General features: G+C 61.6%; 15 protein-coding genes and 2 pseudogenes. 11 read left to right on the forward strand and 6 right to left on the reverse strand.

The genetic code is table 11. The annotated features are described in order from the left end of the window. Positions 1-6: 6 nt before the first annotated feature. From waaA to B0G74_RS15650, 4 genes are all read right to left on the reverse strand, one after another. Complete coding sequence (gene waaA, locus B0G74_RS15635) at positions 7-1,317, reverse strand: lipid IV(A) 3-deoxy-D-manno-octulosonic acid transferase (protein WP_132375801.1); 1,311 nt, start codon at positions 1,315-1,317, stop codon at positions 7-9. 70 nt (positions 1,318-1,387) lie between these two features. Further along, positions 1,388-2,272 carry a Kdo hydroxylase family protein gene (locus B0G74_RS15640; protein ID WP_132375803.1) on the reverse strand — a complete coding sequence of 295 codons (885 nt, stop codon included), beginning with the start codon at positions 2,270-2,272 and terminating at the stop codon, positions 1,388-1,390. 49 nt (positions 2,273-2,321) lie between these two features. Next, positions 2,322-3,323: a lipopolysaccharide heptosyltransferase I gene (waaC, locus tag B0G74_RS15645; protein ID WP_132375805.1), complete on the reverse strand. Its 1,002-nt coding sequence runs from the start codon at positions 3,321-3,323 to the stop codon at positions 2,322-2,324. Between the two features lie 334 nt (positions 3,324-3,657). Next, entirely contained in the window at positions 3,658-5,052 is a 1,395-nt protein-coding gene (locus tag B0G74_RS15650) for a phosphomannomutase/phosphoglucomutase (protein ID WP_132375807.1), read from the reverse strand. Between the two features lie 292 nt (positions 5,053-5,344). Between B0G74_RS15650 and B0G74_RS15655 the strand changes: the two genes are divergently transcribed. The 11 genes and pseudogenes from B0G74_RS15655 (at position 5,345) to B0G74_RS15705 (ending at position 19,428) form a co-directional block, all read left to right on the forward strand. After that, on the forward strand, positions 5,345-6,607 hold the full coding sequence (locus B0G74_RS15655) for an oligosaccharide flippase family protein (protein WP_132376960.1): 1,263 nt from the start codon (positions 5,345-5,347) through the stop codon (positions 6,605-6,607). Further along, positions 6,604-7,434 (forward strand): glycosyltransferase, encoded by an 831-nt coding sequence (locus B0G74_RS15660; RefSeq protein WP_132375808.1) that lies wholly within the window; start codon positions 6,604-6,606, stop codon positions 7,432-7,434. The genes B0G74_RS15655 and B0G74_RS15660 overlap by 4 nt, the downstream gene beginning before the upstream one ends. 39 nt (positions 7,435-7,473) lie before the next feature. Next, positions 7,474-8,623 (forward strand): annotated as a pseudogene (locus tag B0G74_RS15665) (glycosyltransferase family 4 protein). A gap of 12 nt (positions 8,624-8,635) precedes the next feature. Next, the gene (gene galE, locus B0G74_RS15670; RefSeq protein ID WP_132375810.1) at positions 8,636-9,658 is read left to right on the forward strand and encodes a UDP-glucose 4-epimerase GalE; all 1,023 of its coding nucleotides are present in this window, start codon (positions 8,636-8,638) and stop codon (positions 9,656-9,658) included. Positions 9,659-9,886: 228 nt separating this feature from the next. Beyond that, entirely contained in the window at positions 9,887-11,104 is a 1,218-nt protein-coding gene (locus B0G74_RS15675) for an ABC transporter substrate-binding protein (RefSeq protein WP_132375811.1), read from the forward strand. A gap of 118 nt (positions 11,105-11,222) precedes the next feature. Further along, a complete protein-coding gene (locus B0G74_RS15680) occupies positions 11,223-12,098 on the forward strand; it encodes a branched-chain amino acid ABC transporter permease (protein WP_132375813.1) in 876 nt (291 codons plus the stop codon). Between the two features lie 8 nt (positions 12,099-12,106). Further along, positions 12,107-14,047, forward strand: coding sequence for a branched-chain amino acid ABC transporter ATP-binding protein/permease (locus tag B0G74_RS15685; protein ID WP_132375814.1), 1,941 nt, complete (start codon positions 12,107-12,109; stop codon positions 14,045-14,047). A gap of 29 nt (positions 14,048-14,076) precedes the next feature. Next, positions 14,077-14,811 carry an ABC transporter ATP-binding protein gene (locus B0G74_RS15690; protein WP_132375815.1) on the forward strand — a complete coding sequence of 245 codons (735 nt, stop codon included), beginning with the start codon at positions 14,077-14,079 and terminating at the stop codon, positions 14,809-14,811. 1,233 nt (positions 14,812-16,044) lie between these two features. After that, positions 16,045-16,639: pseudogene (locus B0G74_RS46625) on the forward strand (sugar transferase); the annotation flags it as partial. Positions 16,640-16,948: 309 nt separating this feature from the next. Then, positions 16,949-18,184 (forward strand): glycosyltransferase family 1 protein, encoded by a 1,236-nt coding sequence (locus B0G74_RS15700; protein WP_132375816.1) that lies wholly within the window; start codon positions 16,949-16,951, stop codon positions 18,182-18,184. Between the two features lie 110 nt (positions 18,185-18,294). After that, complete coding sequence (locus B0G74_RS15705) at positions 18,295-19,428, forward strand: AGE family epimerase/isomerase (protein WP_132375817.1); 1,134 nt, start codon at positions 18,295-18,297, stop codon at positions 19,426-19,428. 168 nt (positions 19,429-19,596) lie between these two features. On the opposite strand, the gene rfaE1 is transcribed toward B0G74_RS15705, so the two are convergent. Both rfaE1 and B0G74_RS15715 read right to left on the reverse strand, forming a co-directional pair. After that, positions 19,597-20,658, reverse strand: coding sequence for a D-glycero-beta-D-manno-heptose-7-phosphate kinase (gene rfaE1 / locus B0G74_RS15710; RefSeq protein WP_116142685.1), 1,062 nt, complete (start codon positions 20,656-20,658; stop codon positions 19,597-19,599). Continuing rightward, on the reverse strand, positions 20,621-21,769 hold the full coding sequence (locus B0G74_RS15715) for a glycosyltransferase family 9 protein (protein WP_132375818.1): 1,149 nt from the start codon (positions 21,767-21,769) through the stop codon (positions 20,621-20,623). Before B0G74_RS15715 ends, rfaE1 begins: the two co-directional genes overlap by 38 nt. Between the last annotated feature and the right edge of the window lie 459 nt (positions 21,770-22,228).

The following is a 22,228-nucleotide window of genomic DNA, read 5'->3' on the forward strand; positions in this document are numbered from 1 at the left end:
ACGCTCTCACTCCCCCTCCGGCAACAACGCCATCAACACATCCACGGTCCGCGTCGTCGCGCCGCGATGGCGCGCCGCAAACGCCGACGCTGCGCCGCCCATAGCCAGCCTGCGCGCCTTGTCGCCAAACAGTTCACGCAACGCGCGCCCCAGATCGGCCGGATCTTTCACCTGCACGGCGGCGCCCGCCGCCACGGCATCCGCGGTGGCTTGCGTAAAGTTGAATACGTGCGGACCGATCAGCACCGGCACGCCGACCGCGCACGCCTCGATCAGATTCTGCCCGCCCAACGGCAACAGACTGCCGCCGATGAACGCCAGATCCGAAGCGGCATAGTAAGCGCCCAATTCGCCCATCGAATCGCCCAGCAGCACGTTCACGCGCGCAGGCAGCGCAGGCACGCCGCTGCTTGCCGCCGATGCCACGTTCGCATCCGGCGCCCACGCCGAGCGGCGCTCGAGCCGTAGCCCGGCCTTCTCGACCAGCCCCGCCACCTCGTTGAAACGTTGCGGATGACGCGGCACGAGAATCAGCAGCGCGTTGTCGATACCGAGCGCCGCGAACGCCTGCAGCACCAGTTCCTCTTCGCCTTCGCGCGTGCTCGCCGCGACCCACACCGGACGCGCGCCGATCGCCGCGCGCCATGCATGCCCGCGCGCCGCCAGTTCCGGCGGCGTGCTCATGTCGAATTTCAGATTGCCGAGCACGGCGGCGTTGCGCGCGCCGAGCGCGGTCAGCCGCTCGGCATCCGATGGACTCTGCGCCAGCACGCGCGCAAAGCCGCCGAACACGTCCTTGGTCGCACTGCCGAACTTGGCCGCGCGCTTGTACGAGCGCGCCGACATCCGCGCATTGGTGAGCACCAGCGGCACATCCGCGCGACGGCATTCGTCGATCAGCGTCGGCCACACTTCGGTTTCCATCACCAGACCGAGCGACGGCCGCCACGTCCGCAAAAACCGCCGCACGGCATGCGGCATGTCGTACGGCAGATAGCTGCGCAACACGCGGTCGCCGAAAATCTGCTCGCCGGTGGCGCGCCCGCTCGGCGTCATGTGCGTCAGCAGAATGCGTGCGTCGGGACGCGCCTTCATCAACGCGTCGATCAGCGGTTGCGCGGCGCGCGTCTCGCCCACGGACACCGCGTGCACCCAGATCAGCGGCGCGTCGTCTTCAGGCAACCGGCCGCGCGAGTAACCGAACCGCTCACCGATATGCTCGCGATAGCCGCGTTCCTTGCGCGAGCGGATCAACAGGCGCAATACCGCCAGCGGCGCGATGATCCACCAGAGCGCGTGATAGATCGCCCTCAGCATCGGCGCTCCGTCCGACTGAAGGAACCAGCCAACGCGCAGAGCGGAACCGGCAAATAAAGGAGCGCGGCGCTCAAACCAGCGCCCTGCCCTTCAGGCGCTCGAGAATGCCGAGCGGCGCGCATTCCGGTTGCGCCATCGACTTGACCGGCAGGAAGAAGGTCTGCTCCAGCATGAACTGGCCGGACATCACCGCGTGCGAAGTCTGATCCGAGAAACACACCCACACGCTGCCGGGCGGAAACGGCATGGTCTCCTGCGGGCTCGACTTCTGATAGTCGAGATCGGCCTTCATGCCGTCGTGCAGATGCAGCATCAGATGGTCGTATTCGCTGCGCGGCGACTTGGTCACGTGCAGCAGGTTCAACAGCCACGCCGCGCCCGGCATCTGCGGCTTGATGCGCGGCAGGAAGCGTTTGGCCATGTCCTCGAACGGTTCACCGACACGCCATACGCGCGGCGCGCCATGCGGATTGACGTTGGTGAACACGCGCAGAATGCGCTCGCCGTAGTTCGGCCGCGAAGGAAAGGCGTCCACATGCAGACGGCTATCGTCTTTGCGCCATGACGTCTCGCGCGTTTCCACCTGATGCAGCCGCAGGCTGGTCGGCGCCACGCGCAGCCTGCCGTTGTATTCGGGAAAAAGCCCGTCGACCAGCGTGCGCGCATTGGTCTGATAACGCGCGATCAACGCGCGCACGGCCGATTGCGTAACGGCGTCGCCGGCCACGCCGTGCAACGCGCCGCCATTCGGTTCGAGGCTGATGTTCTTGCGGCTCGGATCGGCGAGCGCGGGGTCGAGCAGCGCCTGTTCGCCGCCTTCGATCGCGAAGCGCAGATTGGGGAAGTACAGCACTTTGCCGCGTTCGACGCCGGCAAGCAGCGTCTCGCGCGGCACGGACAGATTGCGTCCGTGCCAGTCGGCGTTCGCTACTTCGATGATCTGGGTTTCGTTCATGGTCGCCCTTGAAAACGGTTGGAGCGCAAGGCGAAGCGCCCCGGACGTGTCATAGCAGGCCGAAGCCCGCGAGTGCCGACTTCACCTGTTGCAGCGTGGGCGGCTGTCCGGCCGTGCCGAGATTGACGACGTTCGGCGACCAGTAGCCGCCAGTACGCCACGCAGTGGCGAAATTGTACAACTCGACCGTGGGCCGCTTCAGCGCCGCGGCGATGTGAACCAGACCTGTGTCAACACCCACCGTGGCGGCCGCGCCTTCGATCAACCCGACCACCGCCGGCAACGAGAGCTTTGGCGGCACGATGGCCGCCGCACCGAATTCCCTGGCGAGGCGCTCGCTGGTGGCGCGCTCCTCCTCGCTGCCCCACGGCAGCACGATCGACGCGCCGCGCCGCACCAGCGACTGCCCCAGTTCGATCCAGGCGGTGTCGGGCCACTGCTTGTCGGCGCGCGATGTGGCGTGCACGAACACGACGTACGGCACCGGCAGGTTCAGATTCGCCTCCGACAAAGCCAGCGCGGCGCGCCCGGTGTCGATGCCGAAGTCGATGTCGTCGGTGGGTTGCGGCGGCGGGTCGTCCAGCGCCGCGGCCACCAGTTGGCGCGTGCGCTCGACCACATGGGTGCGCGGCGCGATCGGCACGCGCTTGTCGTAGAAGAAGCGCACCGGCCATTCGAAGCCCGCGCCGTCGGTGCGGTTCGCAAGGCCGGCCAGCGGCCCGCGCGCCATGCTCGCGACCCACGCGGTCTTGATAAGCCCCTGGCAGTCGATCACGAGGTCGTAGTGTTCGGCGGCAAGCGCGCGGCGGAAAGCGCCGATCTCGCGCCAGTTGTCGACCGACAGAATGCGCTTGCGCCAGCGCCGCATGGACACGGGAATCGCCCGCCGCACGCCGTTCACGAGTTGCACGAGGCCCACGAAGCTTTCTTCGACCAGCCAGTCGATCTGGGCGTCGGGATGGCGGCGCCGGATGTCGGCGATCACCGGCATGTTGTGAACGACGTCGCCCAGTGACGACACCCTCACGATCAGTATCTTTTGCACGCTCAAGAGTGGGAAAACCGGCTATCCGGCCCGAAGATGCGTTGAGAGAGCCCCCGAACCCCGGTGGGCGATGAGAAAACCTGGGGCGGCCCGGCGTTCTGTTAAAAGTGCCCCCACCCCCGAGGGGTGAGAAAACTTGGGGCGGCCCGGCGTTTTGTTAAAAGTGCCCCCACCCCCAAGGGGTGAGAAAACTTGGGGCGGCCCGGCGTTTTCTCGCGAGGACGGCAATTCTAGCGCGTTACATGTAAATGGCATGAAAAAACGCGGCGCGGTAAGAGCAACCCGCGCCGCGTTCGACGGCCACCGCGGTTCGAACCGAACCGCGGTGCCGCTCATGCGTTTAGAACGGCAGCTTCGCGTCCGGCTTCTCCGCCATGATCACACGGCGGAAATCTTCCTGGATGCGCTTGAGCGCCGCGTCGTTATCGGCTTCGAAACGCATCACCACGACCGGCGTGGTGTTCGACGAACGCGCGAGGCCGAAGCCGTCCGGATACTCGACGCGCAGGCCGTCGATCTTCACGACGTCGTCCGCGCCGGTGAACTTGGCGTTTTGCTGCAGGCGCGCGATCAGTTCGAAGTTTTCGCCTTCTTCGAGCTTCAGTTGCAGTTCCGGCGTGGAGTTCGAGTTCGGCAGCGAGTTCAGCAGCTTGCTCGGGTCTTCCACACGCGTGAGGATTTCGAGCAGACGCGCGCCGGTGTAAAGGCCGTCGTCGAAACCGTACCAGCGGTCCTTGAAGAACACGTGGCCGCTCATTTCGCCCGCCAGCGGCGCGCCGGTTTCACGCAGCTTCGCCTTGACGAGCGAGTGGCCGGTCTTCCACATGAGCGGCTCGCCGCCCTTGTCCTTCACCCACTTGGCGAGGTTGCGCGTGCACTTCACGTCGTAAATGATCTGCGCGCCCTTGTTGCGCGACAGCACTTCTTCGGCGAACAGCATGAGTTGGCGGTCCGGATAGATGATCTGGCCGTCTTTGGTGACCACGCCGAGGCGGTCGCCGTCGCCGTCGAACGCGAAGCCGATTTCAGCGTCCGTTTCCTTCAGCGCGCGAATCACGTCCTGAAGGTTTTCCGGATGAGCCGGGTCCGGGTGATGGTTCGGGAAGTTGCCGTCGATCTCGGTGAACAGTTCGACCAGTTCGCAGCCGAGCTTCTTGAACAGCAGGGGTGCGAGGCCGCCGGCCACGCCGTTGCCCGTGTCCACCACGATCTTGATGGGACGCGCGAGCTTGATGTCGCCGGCAATACGCTCGAGATAGGCGTCGGCGATGTCGTACTCGGTGTACGTGCCGCTACCTTCGGAGAAGTTCTCGTCGACGATGCGCTGATGCAGCGCGAGAATCTGTTCGCCGTAAATCGCCGCGCCGCGCAGGACCATCTTGAAGCCGTTGTAGTCCGGCGGATTATGACTACCCGTCACGACGATGCACGAATCGACGCGGCGCTCGCCGCCGTCGAGCTGCAACGGTACGCTGGCCGCGAAGTAGCCGACCGGCGTGGGCACCATGCCCACGTTGACCACGTCGACGCCGGCCGCACGCAGGCCGTCCGACAACGCCTGGACCAGTTCGGGGCCCGACAGGCGACCGTCACGCGCGACCACCACGGCGTCGCCGCCTTGCGCCCGCACTTCGCTGCCAAACGCGCGGCCGATCGAACGCGCTGCATCGGCGTCGAGCGTCTTGCCGATTACACCGCGAATGTCATACGCCTTGAAAATAGATTTGGAGATCATGTTGGCTCACTTGCGTGCAATGGAAAATTTTGACCAGCGCACCGCTGATGAATCGGTAAAACACAGCGATGCGCCCTTGCCGGAAGCGATCCGGTTCCAACTTATAATTGCGCTTTTCGGACCAGCCTTATAGCACCATTCTAATGCTTAGACGCCCTCCAAATGTAAAGTTGCCGCGACAGTCGGCTGGGTGGGCAAACGCGCGCACTGCGCCACTCGGGTCATGCGCGCCGCTCGCGCTCACGGCGCCGCCGGCATGCCCGGCGCAAGCGGACCGGCGAGCGGCCAGCGGATGCTGACGCTCAAACGCTTCGCCAATCCGGACGTCACGCGCGCCTTCACGAATATCGTCTGGCTCGGGCTGGAGCGGCTCACGCAGATCGGCGTGGCGATCGTGATCAGCGGCATGCTGGCGCGCTACTTCGGGCCGGACACGTTCGGCAAATGGCAATACGCGAACACGCTGCTGCTGGTGCTCTCGCCCATTACCTGGGTGTGCGGCGCCGAGATTCTGGTGCCCACCATCGTCAACCGGCCGCCGGCGCAGCTCGGTACGGTGCTCGGCAGCGCCTTCGCGCTGCGCATTTCCGTGTCGGTCGCGGCCTTGCTGCTGACCTGGCTTGGCATCGCCCTGCACTTCTTCGAGCCGCTGGTCGGCGCCATGCTCGCCGGCCTCGCCGTGACCATGCTGTTTCGCGAACCGTTCGTCGGCGTGATCAACGCGTGGCTGCAAAGCATGACCTACAGCAAGCCGCAGTTGCTCACCAGCATGAGCACCGCGGTGCTGAAGGCCGCTCTGGTCTATCTGCTGGTGCGCGCGGCGGCCACGCCCGCGCGCTTCGGCTGGCTGTGGGCGCTCGAATCGGCGGCGATCGGCGCGGTCTTGCTGATCTACTACATGCGCCGGCATGGCGGCAAGCTCGGCTGGCATCTCGACCGTTCTCTGTTCAAGCACTTCGCGAGCGCCGGCACCGTGTTCTGGCTTGGCCTGATCTGTATGTATCTGTTCCTGAAACTGGATCGGCTGATGCTCGAGCGGGCCATTTCCTTCGCTGATCTCGGACGCTATTCCGCCGCCCAGCAGTTGAACGAGAACTGGATCACGCTCGCCTTGATGCTCGCGCAGACCATTGCGCCCGCCTTCGTCTATCGTGTGCAGGAAGCCGCCCAGTTGCGCCGCAACATGTGGCGGCTCACCGCCATGACCGCGGCGCTGATGGTGAGTGGCGCGATCGTGCTGGATCTGCTCGCCGGACTGATCATCCGCCGTGTGTTCGGGCCGCAGTTCGAAGGCGCGATCGAGATTTTCCGCTGGGCCGTGTGGCTGTCGGTACCCGCCGGCATCGAGGCGATCGGCAATCTGATCGTGCTGAAATATCAGGCCAAGTTCGTGTTGCTCGCGAAGTGGCTGCTGGCGCTGGCCGTCGCGTTCGTAGTCAATCTGCTGGCCATTCCGCGACTTGGCGCGTACGGCGCGCTGGTGGGCCTCGCGGCCGGCTATCTGGCGGCCGCGTCGGTTAATCTTTATTACATTCGTTTCAAATTGCGCCCATGACGAACGCATCCGCCACCGCGCAAATGACTCTCGACGACGTCGCGGTCCTGATTCCCGCCTACAACGGCCAGGCCGACGTCGACCTCACCCTCGCGTCGTTCAGTGAAAGCGCGCCGGTGCACGTGTTGATCGTCGATGACGGCAGCTCGCCGCCGATCGTCGCGCCGGTCATCGCCAATATGAAGATCGAAGTGCTGCGCATGGCGCGCAACGGCGGGATCGAACGCGCATTGCAAACCGGCATCGACGCCCTTGCGCAGCGCGGCTTTCGCTATGCGGCGCGCATCGACGCGGGCGACCGCAGCGTGCCGCAGCGGCTCGCCAAACAACGCGTGTTCATGGAATTGCATCCACGCGTGGCCGGCCTCGGCATGTGGACGCAAGTCGTCACCCGCGAAGGCAAGCCGCTCTTCATGCTGACGCCGCCCGCCGAACCGGACGCGATCCGTCGCTTGCGCTTCTTCCGTTCATGCCTCGCGCATCCTTCAATGATGCTGCGCATCGACGCCGTGCGCGCGGTCGGCAACTACCGCGCCGAGTACCCCTCCGCCGAGGACCTCGATCTGTTCGTGCGGCTGATGGAGCGCTACGCCTGCGCGAACCTGCCTGAGCTCGGGCTGTACTACGAACTGAACGAAGGCGGCATCAGCGCGACCAAACGGCGCCGCCAGGTGAGTTCGACGCTGCGGCTGCAACTGCGCTACTTCAACGCCGCCAATCTGTACGATTGGCTAGGCCTCGCCAAAAATCTGCTGCATCTGGTGACGCCTTACCGCGCGCTGCAGCGGATCAAACGCAGCCTGCTCACGCCGCGCGCGAGCCATTAAATCATTCACCACCCCATTCACCGCCGAGCTCGTTCCCGCATGAAGCCTGCCTTGAAGTCGACGCCCGCGTTGCGCATTACACTCGTCTGTAACACCGCCTGGGCAATCTATACCTATCGGCAAGGGCTGATCCGTATGCTGGTTGGACGCGGCGTCGACGTGACGGTGCTCGCGCCGCGCGACCGCACGTTCGAACTGCTCACGGCCATGGGCTGCCGCTGCATCGAATTGCCGGTCGCCTCCAAAAGTACCAGTCCACGCGACGACCTGCGCACGCTGTACGCGCTCTACCGGCAATACAGGACCATCCGCCCGCACGTGGTGTTCCATTACACGATCAAGCCGAATATCTACGGTTCGATCGCCGCGAAGCTGGCGGGCGTGCAGTCGGTTGCGGTCACAACCGGATTGGGCTACGTGTTCATCCAGCACAGCCGCGCCGCGCAAGTAGCCAAAAAAACTGTATCGTTTTGCGTTCCGTTTCCCGCGCGAAATATGGTTTTTGAATCGCGACGATCAAGCCGCGTTTGTCGAACGGAATTTGTTGGTGCATCCTGAGCGCGCGAGGTTGCTGCATGGCGAAGGCGTCGACCTCGCGCAGTTCGCCTTTACGCCGTTGCCCGAGCGGACCGATTACCGCTTCGTGCTGATCGGGCGGCTGCTGTGGGACAAGGGCGTGGGCGAATATGTCGAAGCCGCGCGGCGTTTGCATCAACGTTACCCGCACGCACGGTTCCAATTGCTCGGTCCGGTGGGCGTCGACAATCCCAGCGCGATCACGCGCGAGGAAGTGGCGGCGTGGGAACACGAAGGCATCATCGAGTATCTTGGTGAGGCGCACGACGTGCGGCCTCTCATCGCCGAGGCGGATTGCGTGGTCCTGCCGTCGTATCGCGAAGGCGTGCCGCGCACGCTGATGGAAGCCTCGGCCATGGGCCGGCCGATCGTCGCGACCGACGTGCCGGGCTGCCGCGAGGTGGTAGCGGACGGCGTCAACGGATTGCTGTGCGAAGTGCGCAATGCAGAAAGCCTGGCGGCCACGCTGGCGCGCATGCTCGACATGAGCGGCGCGGAGCGGCGGGCCATGGCAGAACGCGGCCGGAAGAAAGTCGCGGAAGAATTCGACGAGCGCGTGGTCGTCGAAACGTATAAGGACCTGGTGCAGAAAATGACGGGCGTTTTACTTTAACGGAGCAACAGCATGACCACGAAGGGCACGATTCTGGTAACGGGCGGCGCGGGCTTTATTGGCTCGCACACCTGTGTCGAGCTGCTGAACGGCGGTTACGACGTCGTGGTAATCGACAATCTCGTGAACAGCAACCGCGAATCGCTGCGGCGCGTGGAAAAGATCGCCGGCAAGGCGGTGACCTTCTACGAAGCCGATGCGCGCGACGAAGCGGCGCTCAACCGTATTTTCGACGCCCACCCGATCACGGGCGCGATTCACTTTGCCGCGCTGAAGGCGGTGGGCGAGTCGGTGGCCAAGCCGATCGAGTACTACAGCAACAACGTCGGCAGCCTGCTGACCTTGCTCGGCGTGATGCGCGACCGTAACGTCAAGCAGTTCGTGTTTAGTTCGTCGGCCACCGTCTACGGCGTGCCGAAGAGCTCGCCGATCGACGAGTCGTTCCCGCTGTCGGCCACCAATCCCTACGGCCAGTCGAAGCTGATCGCCGAGCAGGTGCTGCGCGATCTGGAACTCGCCGATCCGTCGTGGCGCATTGCCACGCTGCGCTACTTCAATCCGGTCGGCGCGCACGAGAGCGGCCTGATCGGCGAAGATCCCGCCGGAATTCCGAACAACCTGATGCCGTATGTCGCGCAGGTCGCGGTCGGCAAGCTCGAGAAGCTGCGCGTGTTCGGTGGCGACTACGACACGCCCGACGGCACCGGCGTGCGCGACTATATTCACGTCGTCGATCTGGCGCGCGGACATCTTGCCGCGCTCGACGCGCTGGTCAAACGCGACGCCAGCTTCGTCGTGAACCTCGGCACGGGCCAGGGCTATAGCGTGATCGATGTGGTCAAGGCATTCGAGAAAGCCGCCGGCCGGCCGGTGCCGTATGAAATCGTGGCGCGCCGCCCCGGCGACGTCGCCTCGTGTTTCGCCGATCCGGCCGCGGCCGAGAAGATCATCGGCTGGCGCGCTCAGTTCGGCATCGAGCGGATGTGCGAGGACCACTGGCGCTGGCAATCCACGAATCCGCAAGGATTCGCGTGAGTTGAATGAAGGAAGGTCGACGGCGGCGCGAAGGAGCCGCCAGGCAGGGGTTCCGCCGCCGTCGATTGAGGGATTGCACCACACGGGTAATTCCGCATATTACTAATACTTTACGATTTCTATACTGACTTACCGATTGACGGTCAGGCTTCCTAAGAACGCGTGAATCGGCGCGCATGAGCCCGCATCGAGGCTGCATGCAAGAAAAGACATGCTACGGAGACAGCTATGGGAATTCGCTTGAAAAGCGTTGTGGGTGCGCTCGCCCTTTGCGCCCTCGCCAATGTCAGCTATGCGGCAGATCCGATCAAGATCGGCGTCGACGGCCCTTTCACCGGTGGCTCGTCTTCGATGGGCGTGAGCATGCGTGACGGCGTGCGCCTCGCGACCGCGGAGATCAATAAAGCCGGTGGCGTGCTGGGCCGCCAGATCGTGCTCGTGGAACGCGACGACGAAGCAAAGAACGAACGCGGCGTGCAGATCGCGCAAGAGCTGATCAACAAGGAAAAAGTCGTGGCGGTGGTCGGCTACATCAACACCGGCGTCGCGCTCGCTTCGCAGCGCTTCTTCCAGGAAGCGAAGATTCCCGTGTTCAACAACGTCGCCACAGGCAGCATCGTGACGAAGCAGTTCACCGATCAGCCGGATAACTACGTGTTCCGCAACGCCGCCGCGGATCGAATCCAGGCGCCGATGATCGTCGAAGAGGCTGTGACCAAACGCGGCTTCAAGAAGGTCGCAATTCTTGCCGACTCGACCAACTACGGTCAGCTCGGCCGCGAAGACCTCGAAAAAGCGCTCGCCGCCAAAGGCGTGAAACCCGTCGCCGTCGAGAAATTCAATATCAAGGACGTCGACATGACCGCGCAACTGCTCAAGGCCAAAGAGGCCGGCGCGGAAGCGGTACTGACGTACGGGATCGGACCGGAACTCGCGCAGATCGCCAACGGCATGGCCAAGCTCGGCTGGAAAGTGCCCCTGATCGGCAGCTGGACCCTGTCGATGGCGAACTATATCGACAACGCGAGCACCAACGGCGAAGGCGCGCGCATGCCGCAGACCTTCATTCAGGAAGCGAACACGCCGAAGCGCAAAGCCTTTATCGAAGCGTACCTGAAGGAATTCAAGCCGAAGAACAACCGCATCGACTCGCCGGTGTCCGCCGCGCAGGGCTACGACTCGGTCTATCTGCTGGCCGCCGCGATCACCCAGGCCGGCTCGACCGACGGCCCGAAAGTGCGCGCCGCGCTCGAAAACCTCAACACCAAGGTGGAAGGCGTCGTGATGGTCTACGACAAGCCGTTCACGCATGACGACCACGAAGCGATCAGCCCGAATGTGCCGGTGGTCGGCGAGGTCAAGGGCGGCCGCGTGGTCTATGCGTACGAAGCCGACAAGAAAGGCGGCAGCCAGTTGCGCAGCAAGCAGACGAGCTCCGCGAACTGAGCGTGGAATAAGCGCGGAACAAGCGCTAAGCAAGCGCGGCGGCATGTTACGAAGCCGCACCCGCCTCGAGGCGGGCGCGGCTTCGCTTCATATCCGGTGAACTCCAAGGCGGTCGACGATGGCCATTCTTCTGCAGCTCATTTATAGCGGCATTGCGCTCGGCATGATCTACGCCGTGATCGCATTCGGCTATCAACTCACATTCGCTACCTCGGGCACGCTGAACTTCGGCCAGGGCGACGCGCTGATGCTCGGCGCGCTGGTCGGTCTCACGCTCGTCACGCTCGGCGTCAATTACTGGCTGATGATTCCGCTCGTGTGCGTGTTCGGTCTGCTGCAGGGCGCGTTCGTCGAACGGATCGGGGTGCGGCCGGCGATCAAGATCAAATCCGAGTTCGGCTGGATCATGTCGACCATCGCGCTCGGCATCATCTTCAAGAACGTCGCGGAGAATCTCTGGGGCCGCGACGATCTGCGCTTCCCCTCCCCGCTGCCGGAAGCACCGCTAAAAGTGTTCGGCGCCAACGTGCTGCCGATGGAATTGCTGGTGGTCGGCGGCGCCCTCGTGATGATGCTGGCGGTCGAGTTCTTCAACCGCAAGACGATCTTCGGCAAGGCGGTTGTGGCCACCGCGAACGACCGCGATGCCGCGGCGCTGATGGGCATCAACACCGGTCTCGTCATCACGTTTTCGTATGCGCTGTCGTCGCTGACCGCGGCCTTTGCCGGCGTGCTGATCGCGCCGCTCACGCTCACCGGCGCGACGATGGGCGCGGTACTCGGGCTCAAGGCGTTCGCGGTGGCGATCATCGGCGGGCTGTCAAGCGGGCTGGGTATCGTGGTGGGCGGCGTGATTCTCGGGATTGCGGAGACCACGACCGGCTTCTACCTCTCCACCGGTTACAAGGACGTACCCGGGCTCGTCCTGCTGCTGATCGTGCTCGCGTTGAAACCTGCCGGCCTGTTCGGCAAGACGTCGATCAAGAAAGTGTGAGGACCGCCGTGAATCCGAAGAAACTCATTGTGTCCGCACTGGCGCTGATCGCGCTCGCGGTGTTTCCCGTGCTGTCTGGGAACCCGTATTACATCCACCTGCTCGAGACGATCATGATCTACGCGATCCTGCTCTTCGGTCTCGACATCGTGGTCGGCTATACGGGGCAAGTGTCGCTCGGGCATGCCGGGTTGTTCGGCGTGGGCGCTTACACGGCCGGTGTGTTGTTCTTCAAGCTCGGCATGCCGTTCATCGTCACCGCGCCGCTGGCGATTCTCATCACCGCGGGCTTCGGCGCGATTCTCGCGCTGCCGGCCTTGCGCGTGTCCGGTCCCTACCTCGCGATGGTGACGCTGGCGTTCGGCACGATCCTCCAGATTCTCATCAACGAGATGGATTTTCTGACCAACGGACCGATGGGCGTGAAGATCCCGAAACCTTCGATCGGCGGCCGGCCGATGAATGAGGTCGAGTACTACTGGCTCGTCGCGGCACTGCTGGTCGCCTCGCTGATCGTCGTGCACCGCGTGCTCAGATCGCATCTGGGCCGCGCGTTCGAGGCGCTGCGCGACAGTCCGATCGCGTCGGACTGCATGGGTGTTTCGGTGTACCGGTACAAGGTCTACGCGTTCGTGATCAGCGCGGGGTTCGCCGGCCTCGCCGGCTGCCTCTATTCGTATTCGGAGCAGTACATCTCGCCGAATACGTATAACTTCGAACTCACCATCCTGTTCCTGCTTGCGATCATCATGGGCGGCCGCAAGACCCGCACCGGCGCGCTGCTCGGCTCGGCGATCATCGTGCTGCTGCCCAAACTGCTCGACGACATCGACATGTTCCGCACCGTCGCCTCGGTGCTGGCAGCGGTCGTCGTGATCGGCGCGGGTGTCGCGCTGGCGCGCAAGGTGTCCACGCCGCGCAAGGTCGCGATTCCGGTTTTGGGCACGGTGGGTCTCGCCGCGTTTTCCTACCGGATCGACACGCTTGCCGACTGGCGGTTGACGATCTTCGGGCTGATGATTCTGCTGGTGGTGTATTACTTGCAGGACGGCGTGGTCGGTTTCGTGCGCAAGATCGTGATGCATGGCCGCGTCCGCACGGTGACTGTCGACACCACGAAACCGGCCACGATGGGTGGCGATGCGATTCAGGCGGTGCAGGCGAGCGGTACGGAAGACATTCTGCAATTGCGCGGCATCCTGATGCAGTTCAGCGGACTGAAGGCGCTCAACAACGTCGATCTGACCGTGCGGCGTGGCACGATTCACGGCCTGATCGGCCCGAACGGATCGGGCAAAAGCACGATGATGAACGTACTGACCGGTATCTATGTGCCGACCGCCGGCACGCTCGACTATCGCGGCGCGTCGCTCGCGGGCAAGACCTCCGCGCAGATTGCGCTGTCCGGTATCGCGCGCACGTTCCAGAACGTGCAGTTGTTCGGCGAGATGACCGCGCTCGAGAATGTGCTGGTCGGCCTGCATCACACGTTCAACGCCAATCTCGCGGATGTCGGGCTAATGTCGTCGCGCTATCGACGCGAGGAACGCGCCGCCCGCGAGCGTGCGTTCGGCATGCTGCGCTTCGTCGGTCTGGACAATGTCGCCGCCGAAGAAGCACGCAACCTGCCGTACGGCAAACAGCGGCTGCTCGAAATCGCGCGGGCGCTCGCGCTCGATCCGCAACTGCTGCTCCTCGACGAACCCGCTGCGGGACTCACTGCGCCGGATATCAAGGAACTGGTCGCGATCATTCGCAAAGTGCGCGATCACGGCATTACTGTCGTGCTGATCGAGCACCACATGGACGTGGTGATGAGCGTCTGCGACCGGGTTTCGGTGCTGGATTTCGGGCAGAAAATCGCCGAAGGCAAGCCTGCCGATATTCAGTCCAACGATAAAGTCATCGAAGCTTATCTCGGCGGCCAGCCTGCCGGCCAAGCGGCGTGAACCGACCCAACGCGCCTACAGGAACAGACATGTTATCGATTAGAAATCTGCATGCGGGCTACGGCAAGGTCAAAGTGCTGCACGGCATTTCGATCGATGTGCCAAAGGCGTCGGTTGTCACGCTGATCGGCTCGAACGGCGCGGGCAAAACGACGACGATGCGGGCGATCTCCGGCATGATCCGGCCGAGTGCCGGCGAGATTACGATGGGCATCGGCGCGAACGCGAAGCGTATCGACGCGTTGGAGTCACATCGCATCGCACGGCTCGGGCTCGCGCATTCACCGGAAGGCCGGCGCGTGTTCGCGACCATGAGCGTGACCGACAACCTGATGCTCGGCGCGTTTCCGCGCCTGACATCGGCGCGGCCGCGCGGCGACGTGAAGGCCGATCTGGAGCGCGCGATCGAGATGTTTCCGCGGCTCAAGGAACGGCGTCACCAACTGGCCGGCACGCTTTCCGGCGGTGAGCAGCAGATGCTGGCCATGGCGCGCGCGATCATGATGAACCCGGAGTTGGTCTTGCTCGACGAACCGTCGATGGGACTCGCGCCCATTCTGGTCGAAGAGGTGTTTCGCATCATCGGGAATCTGAAGAGTCAGGGCGTCACCATGTTACTGGTCGAGCAGTTCGCCGCCGCGGCGCTCAATGTGGCCGATTATGGCTATGTGCTTGAGAACGGCAAGATCGCGGCGCATGGGCCCGCGGCGGAGTTGCGCAACGATCCCTCGGTGAAGGCGGCGTACCTGGGGGCCAGTCACTGAGGTGCATCGGCTAGTTCGTGGCACGAACCGTGCAGGTTGCGCGCGCAACCTTCTCTTTCAACTCGACAAGCCAGATGAAAGACTTAGCATATTCCGTGCGAGATCGAACACTCTTCTGGCGGCCTGGCCTGCACACTTAAGCCAACGAAATTCTCGCCACAGGCGTGGCTGAAATCTGGAACACGAACGCGCAATACGTTGCGACGGCCATCCACACTCATCTCGTCGGAGCCCGGCGTCTGCGCGGCGAGCCGCTTTCATCATACACATGGACGCGGCGATTGACGCATGCCCTAACCGAGCTTTGTGTGCTGTACCGAACGGAGTAGCGGCATTCGTACAGATACTCTACGTCTACACATGCTCGACCAAACACGGAGCGGGCGCGTATTTATTGAATTGATCGCCATCGTGGGTCAATGCGGGAATGGCCAGAGGCGGCCGCCCACGTGAAACCGGTTTACCTATCGCATCCGGCTTCGGCTGCGACAATTGGAATTTTGATAACGATCAACATTTTCGTAGTGCCAACGGTGGCCGTCGAATGTACCGCAACACTGATTGGCATATCTTTCTGAGTCGGCCAAGACATCGGCATTTTACGACTTGTCCGCAAACGGACGCCGAATTGCCAAGCTATACTTTCTACTGAAATAATTAGGATTTATGTTGCCGGGGAATGCGATGCTTCGCATGCTTCTAGCGTGCGCCCCTGCTTCGTAGGAGAAGTTTTTTTATTAATTTTTATTGAGCTTTTCTTCTTAATTATCTGAATTACTTTTTATAGCAATTACAGATTGCTATATCCCTATTTTCCTATCTCGCGTTGTCCGCCGCAATCGTCCGATGGCCCGTTTTTGTCTGATGCTGCAAATGGTTTGCCTCAACGGTTGAAATGACCGGCACGACTGCAATGCCGAAACACTGATGTACTCGTCAACGAACTTCGCACCGGGGGCAGCAATGGCTTTAGTCGGCAAGGTATCGGAATCAGTGTCAAAGGACGTCAATCCTTTCGATGCCCGCTACGAAAGTCGTGCACACGCCGATCATCCTGAATTGGGCGGCCGCGGCTTTTCAGCTTCACATGTGGATAGCACCTCGGAATTGAACCGCGCCGACGAGTCCCTTTCTGCGGACGTGTCCGCGGATACCGCTGCAGGCCCCGTGGCTCGCCGTACGTTGTCGGCGGCTAATGACTCTGACATCCCGTCGAGAAAAGGTGACTTCACGAAACGCACTTTCGACATTCTCGGCGCATCCGCCTTGCTCCTTGTGCTACTGCCGATTTTTCTCGTCATAGCTTGCGTCGTGCTGAGCGACGGCGGGTCGGCTTTCTTTGGCCATCCGCGCGTTGGAAGAGGCGGACGATCGTTTCGCTGTCTGAAATTCCGCTCCATGGTGCCGAAGGCCGATGTCGTTCTCGCCGAGCTCCTTGCCACCGACGCCAATGCGCGCGAGGAATGGAATCGCGATTTCAAACTGAAGAACGATGTACGCATCACTACCGTCGGCCGGTTTCTGCGCAAGACAAGCCTGGATGAACTGCCACAAACTTTGGAATGTTCTTCGGGGCGACATGAGTCTCGTCGGTCCTCGCCCCATCATCACCAAGGAACTGGAACGCTATGGCTCCGACGCCCACTATTACCTGTCGGTCAGGCCCGGCGTGACAGGATTGTGGCAAGTCAGCGGACGAAATAACGTTGACTACGCAACGAGAGTCGCACTGGACGTCTCGTACGTGAAGGAACGCTCGACCCTGCTCGACATCAGCATTCTGCTGAGAACATTCAAAGTGGTCTTCGACGGAAGCGGGGCGTATTGAACATCGTGTACGCCCGGCACAGCAAAGTAATCCGTATGGAGTGCCCATGCAAATTGTTCACGTCGTCGAATCGACTTCTACAGGCACGCTCTCCGTGGCGTGCATGATCTCGAATCGTCTCGCCAGTGAAAGTCACGAAGACTACGTTGAATTCTCACGGCGTAGCGAAACACCCGACAACTTACCTTCTCTCTCCCCTCGAACGTTCTGTCGCGGCAATTTCATATGAAGGCCGAGCGGTGAACGTTTGTGCTGGCTGACAGCGCCTTCTCGATGCTTACATCGACTGGCATACCGGAGCGATATCTGATGAAACAGTTAGCGGAGCGGTCCAACGTGCACCGGGAAGAGGCCCCCGTTCAGACTGCGTTGCCAGCCGACGCTAGCTCGGCGCGAGACTCTCATTGGCGGGGTCCGTCTGCTGGGTTTGCAATCAATGGCAAGTTTGCGTCTCAACGCATAACAGGAGTGCAACGTGTCGGTTATGAACTGGCGATGGCGTTCCAGCGTCTGTTTCCTGAGGAAGCCGACCTGCCCTTGTTGATTCCCTCGAACGCACGAACTGACGTTGTCTTGCCGAAAGCAAAAATGATCGGGCGGCGGCTGAAGGGTTCTCTATGGGAGCAACTGGCACTGCCATTCGCGATTGGCGGCCGAACGCTTCTCAGCCTTTGCAATATGGGCCCCTTATTCGCTCGCCGGCAGGTCGTGATGATGCACGACGTTGCGATCTACGATCTGCCGGAAAATTACTCGTGGAAGTACAGGCTCTGGTATCGCGTTGCGTTTTCTCTGCTGAAGCGCAACGCTAGTCACATCGTGACGGTGTCGGAATTCTCGAAGACACGAATCATGGAGCGCCTTGGCATCGACGCATCACGCATTTCGGTGGTCCTGAATGGCGTGGACCACTTTGAAAAGATCGCACCGGACACGGCGATTCTGTCGCGGTTGAACCTGCAGAACGATGGTTACGTGCTCGCTGTCGGAAATCTCTCGGTAGGAAAGAACCTTCCACGCATAGTTGCCGCGATGGAGCGCCTGAGTGACCGCCATGACCTGAAGTTTGTTGTCGTTGGCGGATGCGATTTGCGGGTCTTCAGTTCACAGGCGAAGGTAGGGTACGACTTGTCGAAAAACATCATCCCCGCAGGATTCGTATCGGACGGCGAATTGAGAGCGCTGTACGAAAACGCAGGCTGCTTTCTGTTTCCGTCCTTATATGAGGGCTTCGGATTGCCGCCGCTTGAAGCGATGTCTTGTGGATGTCCTGTCATCGTGTCACGTGAAGCTTCGCTTCCTGAGGTATGCGGCAATGCTGCGATGTACTGTGACGCGCATTCGGTCGACGACATCGTCGACAAAGTGACGCAGATGATGGAGGACGCCGCGGTGCGCGAAACCTGGCGCGAACGCGGAAGGGAGCATGCCCGTGGCTTCCGGTGGGAGCGGTCTGCACATCAATTGCTCGACGTTCTCGAGCGTGAGCTCGCGGGCGGAGTGGCTCGCCCGGTTCACGCGCGATCCGCGACTTCTCGCGTTTAGCGCGGATCGCGCAACACCTATCAGGATGCGCCGGTCCGAAGATCTGCAAGCTCGTCGCGCCTCACTGCGGCAAGACCTTTTTTACGACCTAATCGAAGGAGCTTCGCAGCATGAATACGCCCGCCTCCACGATCGATCTTGCCGCCACGCTGCGAGATCACTTCGCACGCGTCGTCCTGCCGATCTGGCGCGGGCCCGGCTTCAATACCGCGATGCATCTGCCTTACGAGGCCGTCAGCGCCGACGCGGGCCACGTTCCGATGCCGGTTGAACGCTATCGCGCGATGGCGTGCGCGCGGCAGTTGTTCGTCTTCTCGCAAGCCGGCGAAGCAGCCCATGCCCATGTGCTGTTCGAAGCCCTGCTGCACTACTTTCAGGACAAGCAGCGCGGCGGCTGGTTCTACAGCGTTGATGCACAAGGTGCGCCGCTCGATACGACGAAAGATCTCTATACGCACGCGTTTCTGGTCTTCGCGTGCGCTGAATATGCCGCAAGCTTCGACAATCGCGATGCACTTGACCTCGTCCATAGCACCTCGGCGCTAATCGAAACGCGTTTCGCCGCGCAACATGGGTTGTTCAATGCAGCGCTCGACGCAGATTTTTCGACGGTGACCGGCACGCCGGTGCAAAACCCGTTGATGCATCTCACCGAAGCCTGGCTCGCCGCGCGCGAGGTGACCCAGGACAGTGCGTTCGATTCCGCGTTGCGCAAGCTGGCCGACGCCATCGAACGCACCTTCGTGCATGCGCCGACCGGCTGCATCGCGGAACTGCCGTTGGGTGTCGACGACAACCGTCTGGAGCCCGGCCATCAGTTCGAATGGTTCTGGCTGATCAGGCAAGCGGGCACGCTATTAGGCGGATCGGGGCTCGACGACTCGCTCTCGCGCGCGTTTGCGTTTGCGCAGCAACATGGCGTGGATCCGGTCACGGGCGGCGTGTGCGCGTCGCTCGATGAAGCCGGTCGAGTAAAGGACGCCACGCAGCGGATCTGGGCGCAAAGCGAATATCTGCGCGCACTCGCCACCCGCAACGATGACGCGGCGCGTGCGGTGTTGCCCGGGCAGATCGAGCGCTTCCGCGAGCGGTTTCTGCACGCGCAAGGCTGGTTCGAATGCAAGACGGCCGCGGGCGACGTGTCGCGCGCCGACATGCCGTCGACTACGCCCTATCATCTCGCCACCGCTTACTCGGCGCTACCGGCTGAAGTTCGCGACGCTCGCAGCATTGCTACGGCGTGATTGCACGCCCGAGAAGGACAAGGTCCGCGCGATCGTTCGGTTCGCGGGCTAGAACTTGTTCATTTCGGCATGCCAATCGATGTGGGCATCGAGCGGGACCGGGCCACCAGCCGGCACAACGAGTCCACACCGTGTCGGCTCTCTCGACGTCCCGCTCACGTCTGCGCGTCAGGTGCTCACGTTACTCGGTTTTTCAGAGCGGGGTTTCGCTCGCCAAGGCAATAGGGAAATTCGCGCGAGAATATTGCCTCGACGTGCGGAATGCAAGTCAAGCTGCAGTGCCTGCTGGAGTTCAGGGCGACGGACCGTCGCGGTTCCCAATTTAGCCACGACGATGCCTGCCGCGACATTGGAAAGCACGACTGCTTCGTCCAGCGGCATGCCCGCGCCGAGCGCGGCACTAAGCGTGGCAACGACAGTGTCCCCGGCCCCCGTCACATCGAACACCTCGCGGGCGCGCGTTGGCAAATGCAAAGGGGCGTGGCCGCGAGAAATTAACGTCATGCCTTTCTCGCTGCGTGTGACGAGCGCCGCCTCGAATTCAAACGCATCGCAAAGGGCGGCACCCTTCTGCTCGATCGTGGCATCACTCTCGCACCGCCCAACGACAGCCTCGAATTCGGACAGGTTGGGCGTAATGACGGTGGCGCCGCGATAACGCTCGAAATCCGTTCCTTTCGGATCGACGATGACGGGTTTTCCTGCACGGCGAGCGGCGGAGATGAGGTTCTTCGAATCGTGCAGTGACCCTTTCGCGTAGTCGGATAAGACCACCGCATCGACTTCGTGCAACTGCCGCTCAAAGCTGAAAATCAGCTCATCTCCATTGCGTTCGGGAAAATGGTCCTCAAAGTCCGCCCTGATCATCTGCTGATGGCGGGAAAGAATCCGAAGCTTGGTGATCGTCTTGCTGCCCGCGACGCGTTGGAGAACGCAATCAACCCCGCCTTCGCGCAGCAACTCTTCGATCCGATCGGCGTGCGCATCCTGCCCGGCCAAGCCGAGAAGGCGAACACGAGCTCCAAGTGCTGCCGCGTTCAGCGCGACGTTTCCCGCCCCACCGACACGCGTCTCTTCAGCTTGCACATGGACGACGGGAACGGGCGCCTCCGGCGAGATCCGCGAGGTCGAACCGTGCCAATACCAATCGAGCATGACGTCGCCTACGACCATTAGTTGAGCGCAGTCGAAATCAGGAGGCGAAAGCTTCACCGGCGGGTTTCTTGTCATGGCGGCCTAAATTGATCGAATAAACTTCACTCAGAACGTCGGCGACAGAAGCGACGCTTATTTTTTCCATCACGTACTTCGCATTTCTCGGATATTCAAATCCGAGGCTCAGGAACATTCCGCCTTCTCGCTTAGACACAGCAAGGACTCCACGCTCTTTGCCGACAGGGCCCCATCGAAACGGATTGGTAGGACCATGCAGACTAATCATCGGCGTATCCAGCATTGCGGACAAATGCATGATTCCGGTGTTCACACAAACTATGCATTCCGCCCGCCTTACTATTCCGACCACTTCAGTCAGGCTCACCTTGGCTGCCACGCTTACGACCTTCTGGCTGCCGATGAGCTCAACCAATTGTTGAGCCCGTGTGGCATCTTCAGGACCGCCCGTGATGACAATGGCGTGCCCGTTATCAATCAAAACATGCGCAAGATCGCGCCAGCACTCCATGGGCCATTCGCGCATGGCGAAATTTGTTCCAGAGGCCCACGGGTGAAAAACAACATATTTATCGTCAATGACGAACGGCAAATTGGAAGGACGAATAGCCTTGGTGATTTTCGGATGTTCCGTCGACTCGATGCCTAGGGGGCGCAATAGCCTTCTGAAATTATCGAGCTCATGAAGGCCTTCGCAATGCTCGACGCTGGCATCATAAGCATAATGGCGGAATTGATTCCTGGTCTTAAAACCAATCGTGAACTTCGTCTTCGTGAAAGCTGCCAAGATGGCCGAAATCCTTGGCCATTGCGAAGTGTCGATTAAGACATCGACCTCGTATTTCTTTATTTCCTTGAGCGCGTTCAACGGGCTGGTCAAAGGGACTACGACAACTTCGTCGAGCCCGTCGAACAAATCATAGATACGCGCGTTGCTTCGTGATGCAAATACCACTATTCTGGAAATCTTTTTGACTTTCCTCAACTCAGAAATAATTATCGACGACAAGATCGAGTCGCCAATCGCAGCGAAGGCAAAAATGCCTGCTGTCGTGCACTCAGCCGGCAGGCGTCGTTTTTTGCGAAGCGCCCCTAATATGTACAAGAAAGCGCCGCCGACAATAAGGTCGACGCGCTTGAGAAGGTTCTGTCCGCGCTCATTTTTCATTTCAGGTCCAGCAACATCGAGTTGAACGTCGAGCTAGAACCCGAGCGGCTGCATACCTTCGCCGGCCGGGGTGCGATAGGCGTGACGACCGTGCGCCCGGGCGAATGGTCTTGGCATGCCCCCGTGCGCTTGTCACCACAGGTCTTCACGTTGTCGTACTGTTCGAGCAATGTCGCCAATTCCGCCTCGGTCGTCTGGGGGGATGATCTGACAGGCACCGCGCTGGATCAGGTCATCCAGGCTACCCAACGTCGCCGCTGTACCGTTGTTCGCTGATCCCGTCAATTTGTGCCTTGACGGTGGATTCCCGTTAGCTGGTCGTGACTCTCGACAGGCACCGTGCTCGGCTTACCGCCGCTGCCATTCGACCGCCCCGCGTCAGGCCATACACCGGGTCCGACGATACCTTTGAGGGCTCACACTCCGAAGCAGAAGATCACAGCAGTCGGCGGCATCGAG

This window comes from Paraburkholderia sp. BL9I2N2, assembly GCF_004339745.1.
Classification (GTDB): Bacteria; Pseudomonadota; Gammaproteobacteria; order Burkholderiales; family Burkholderiaceae; genus Paraburkholderia.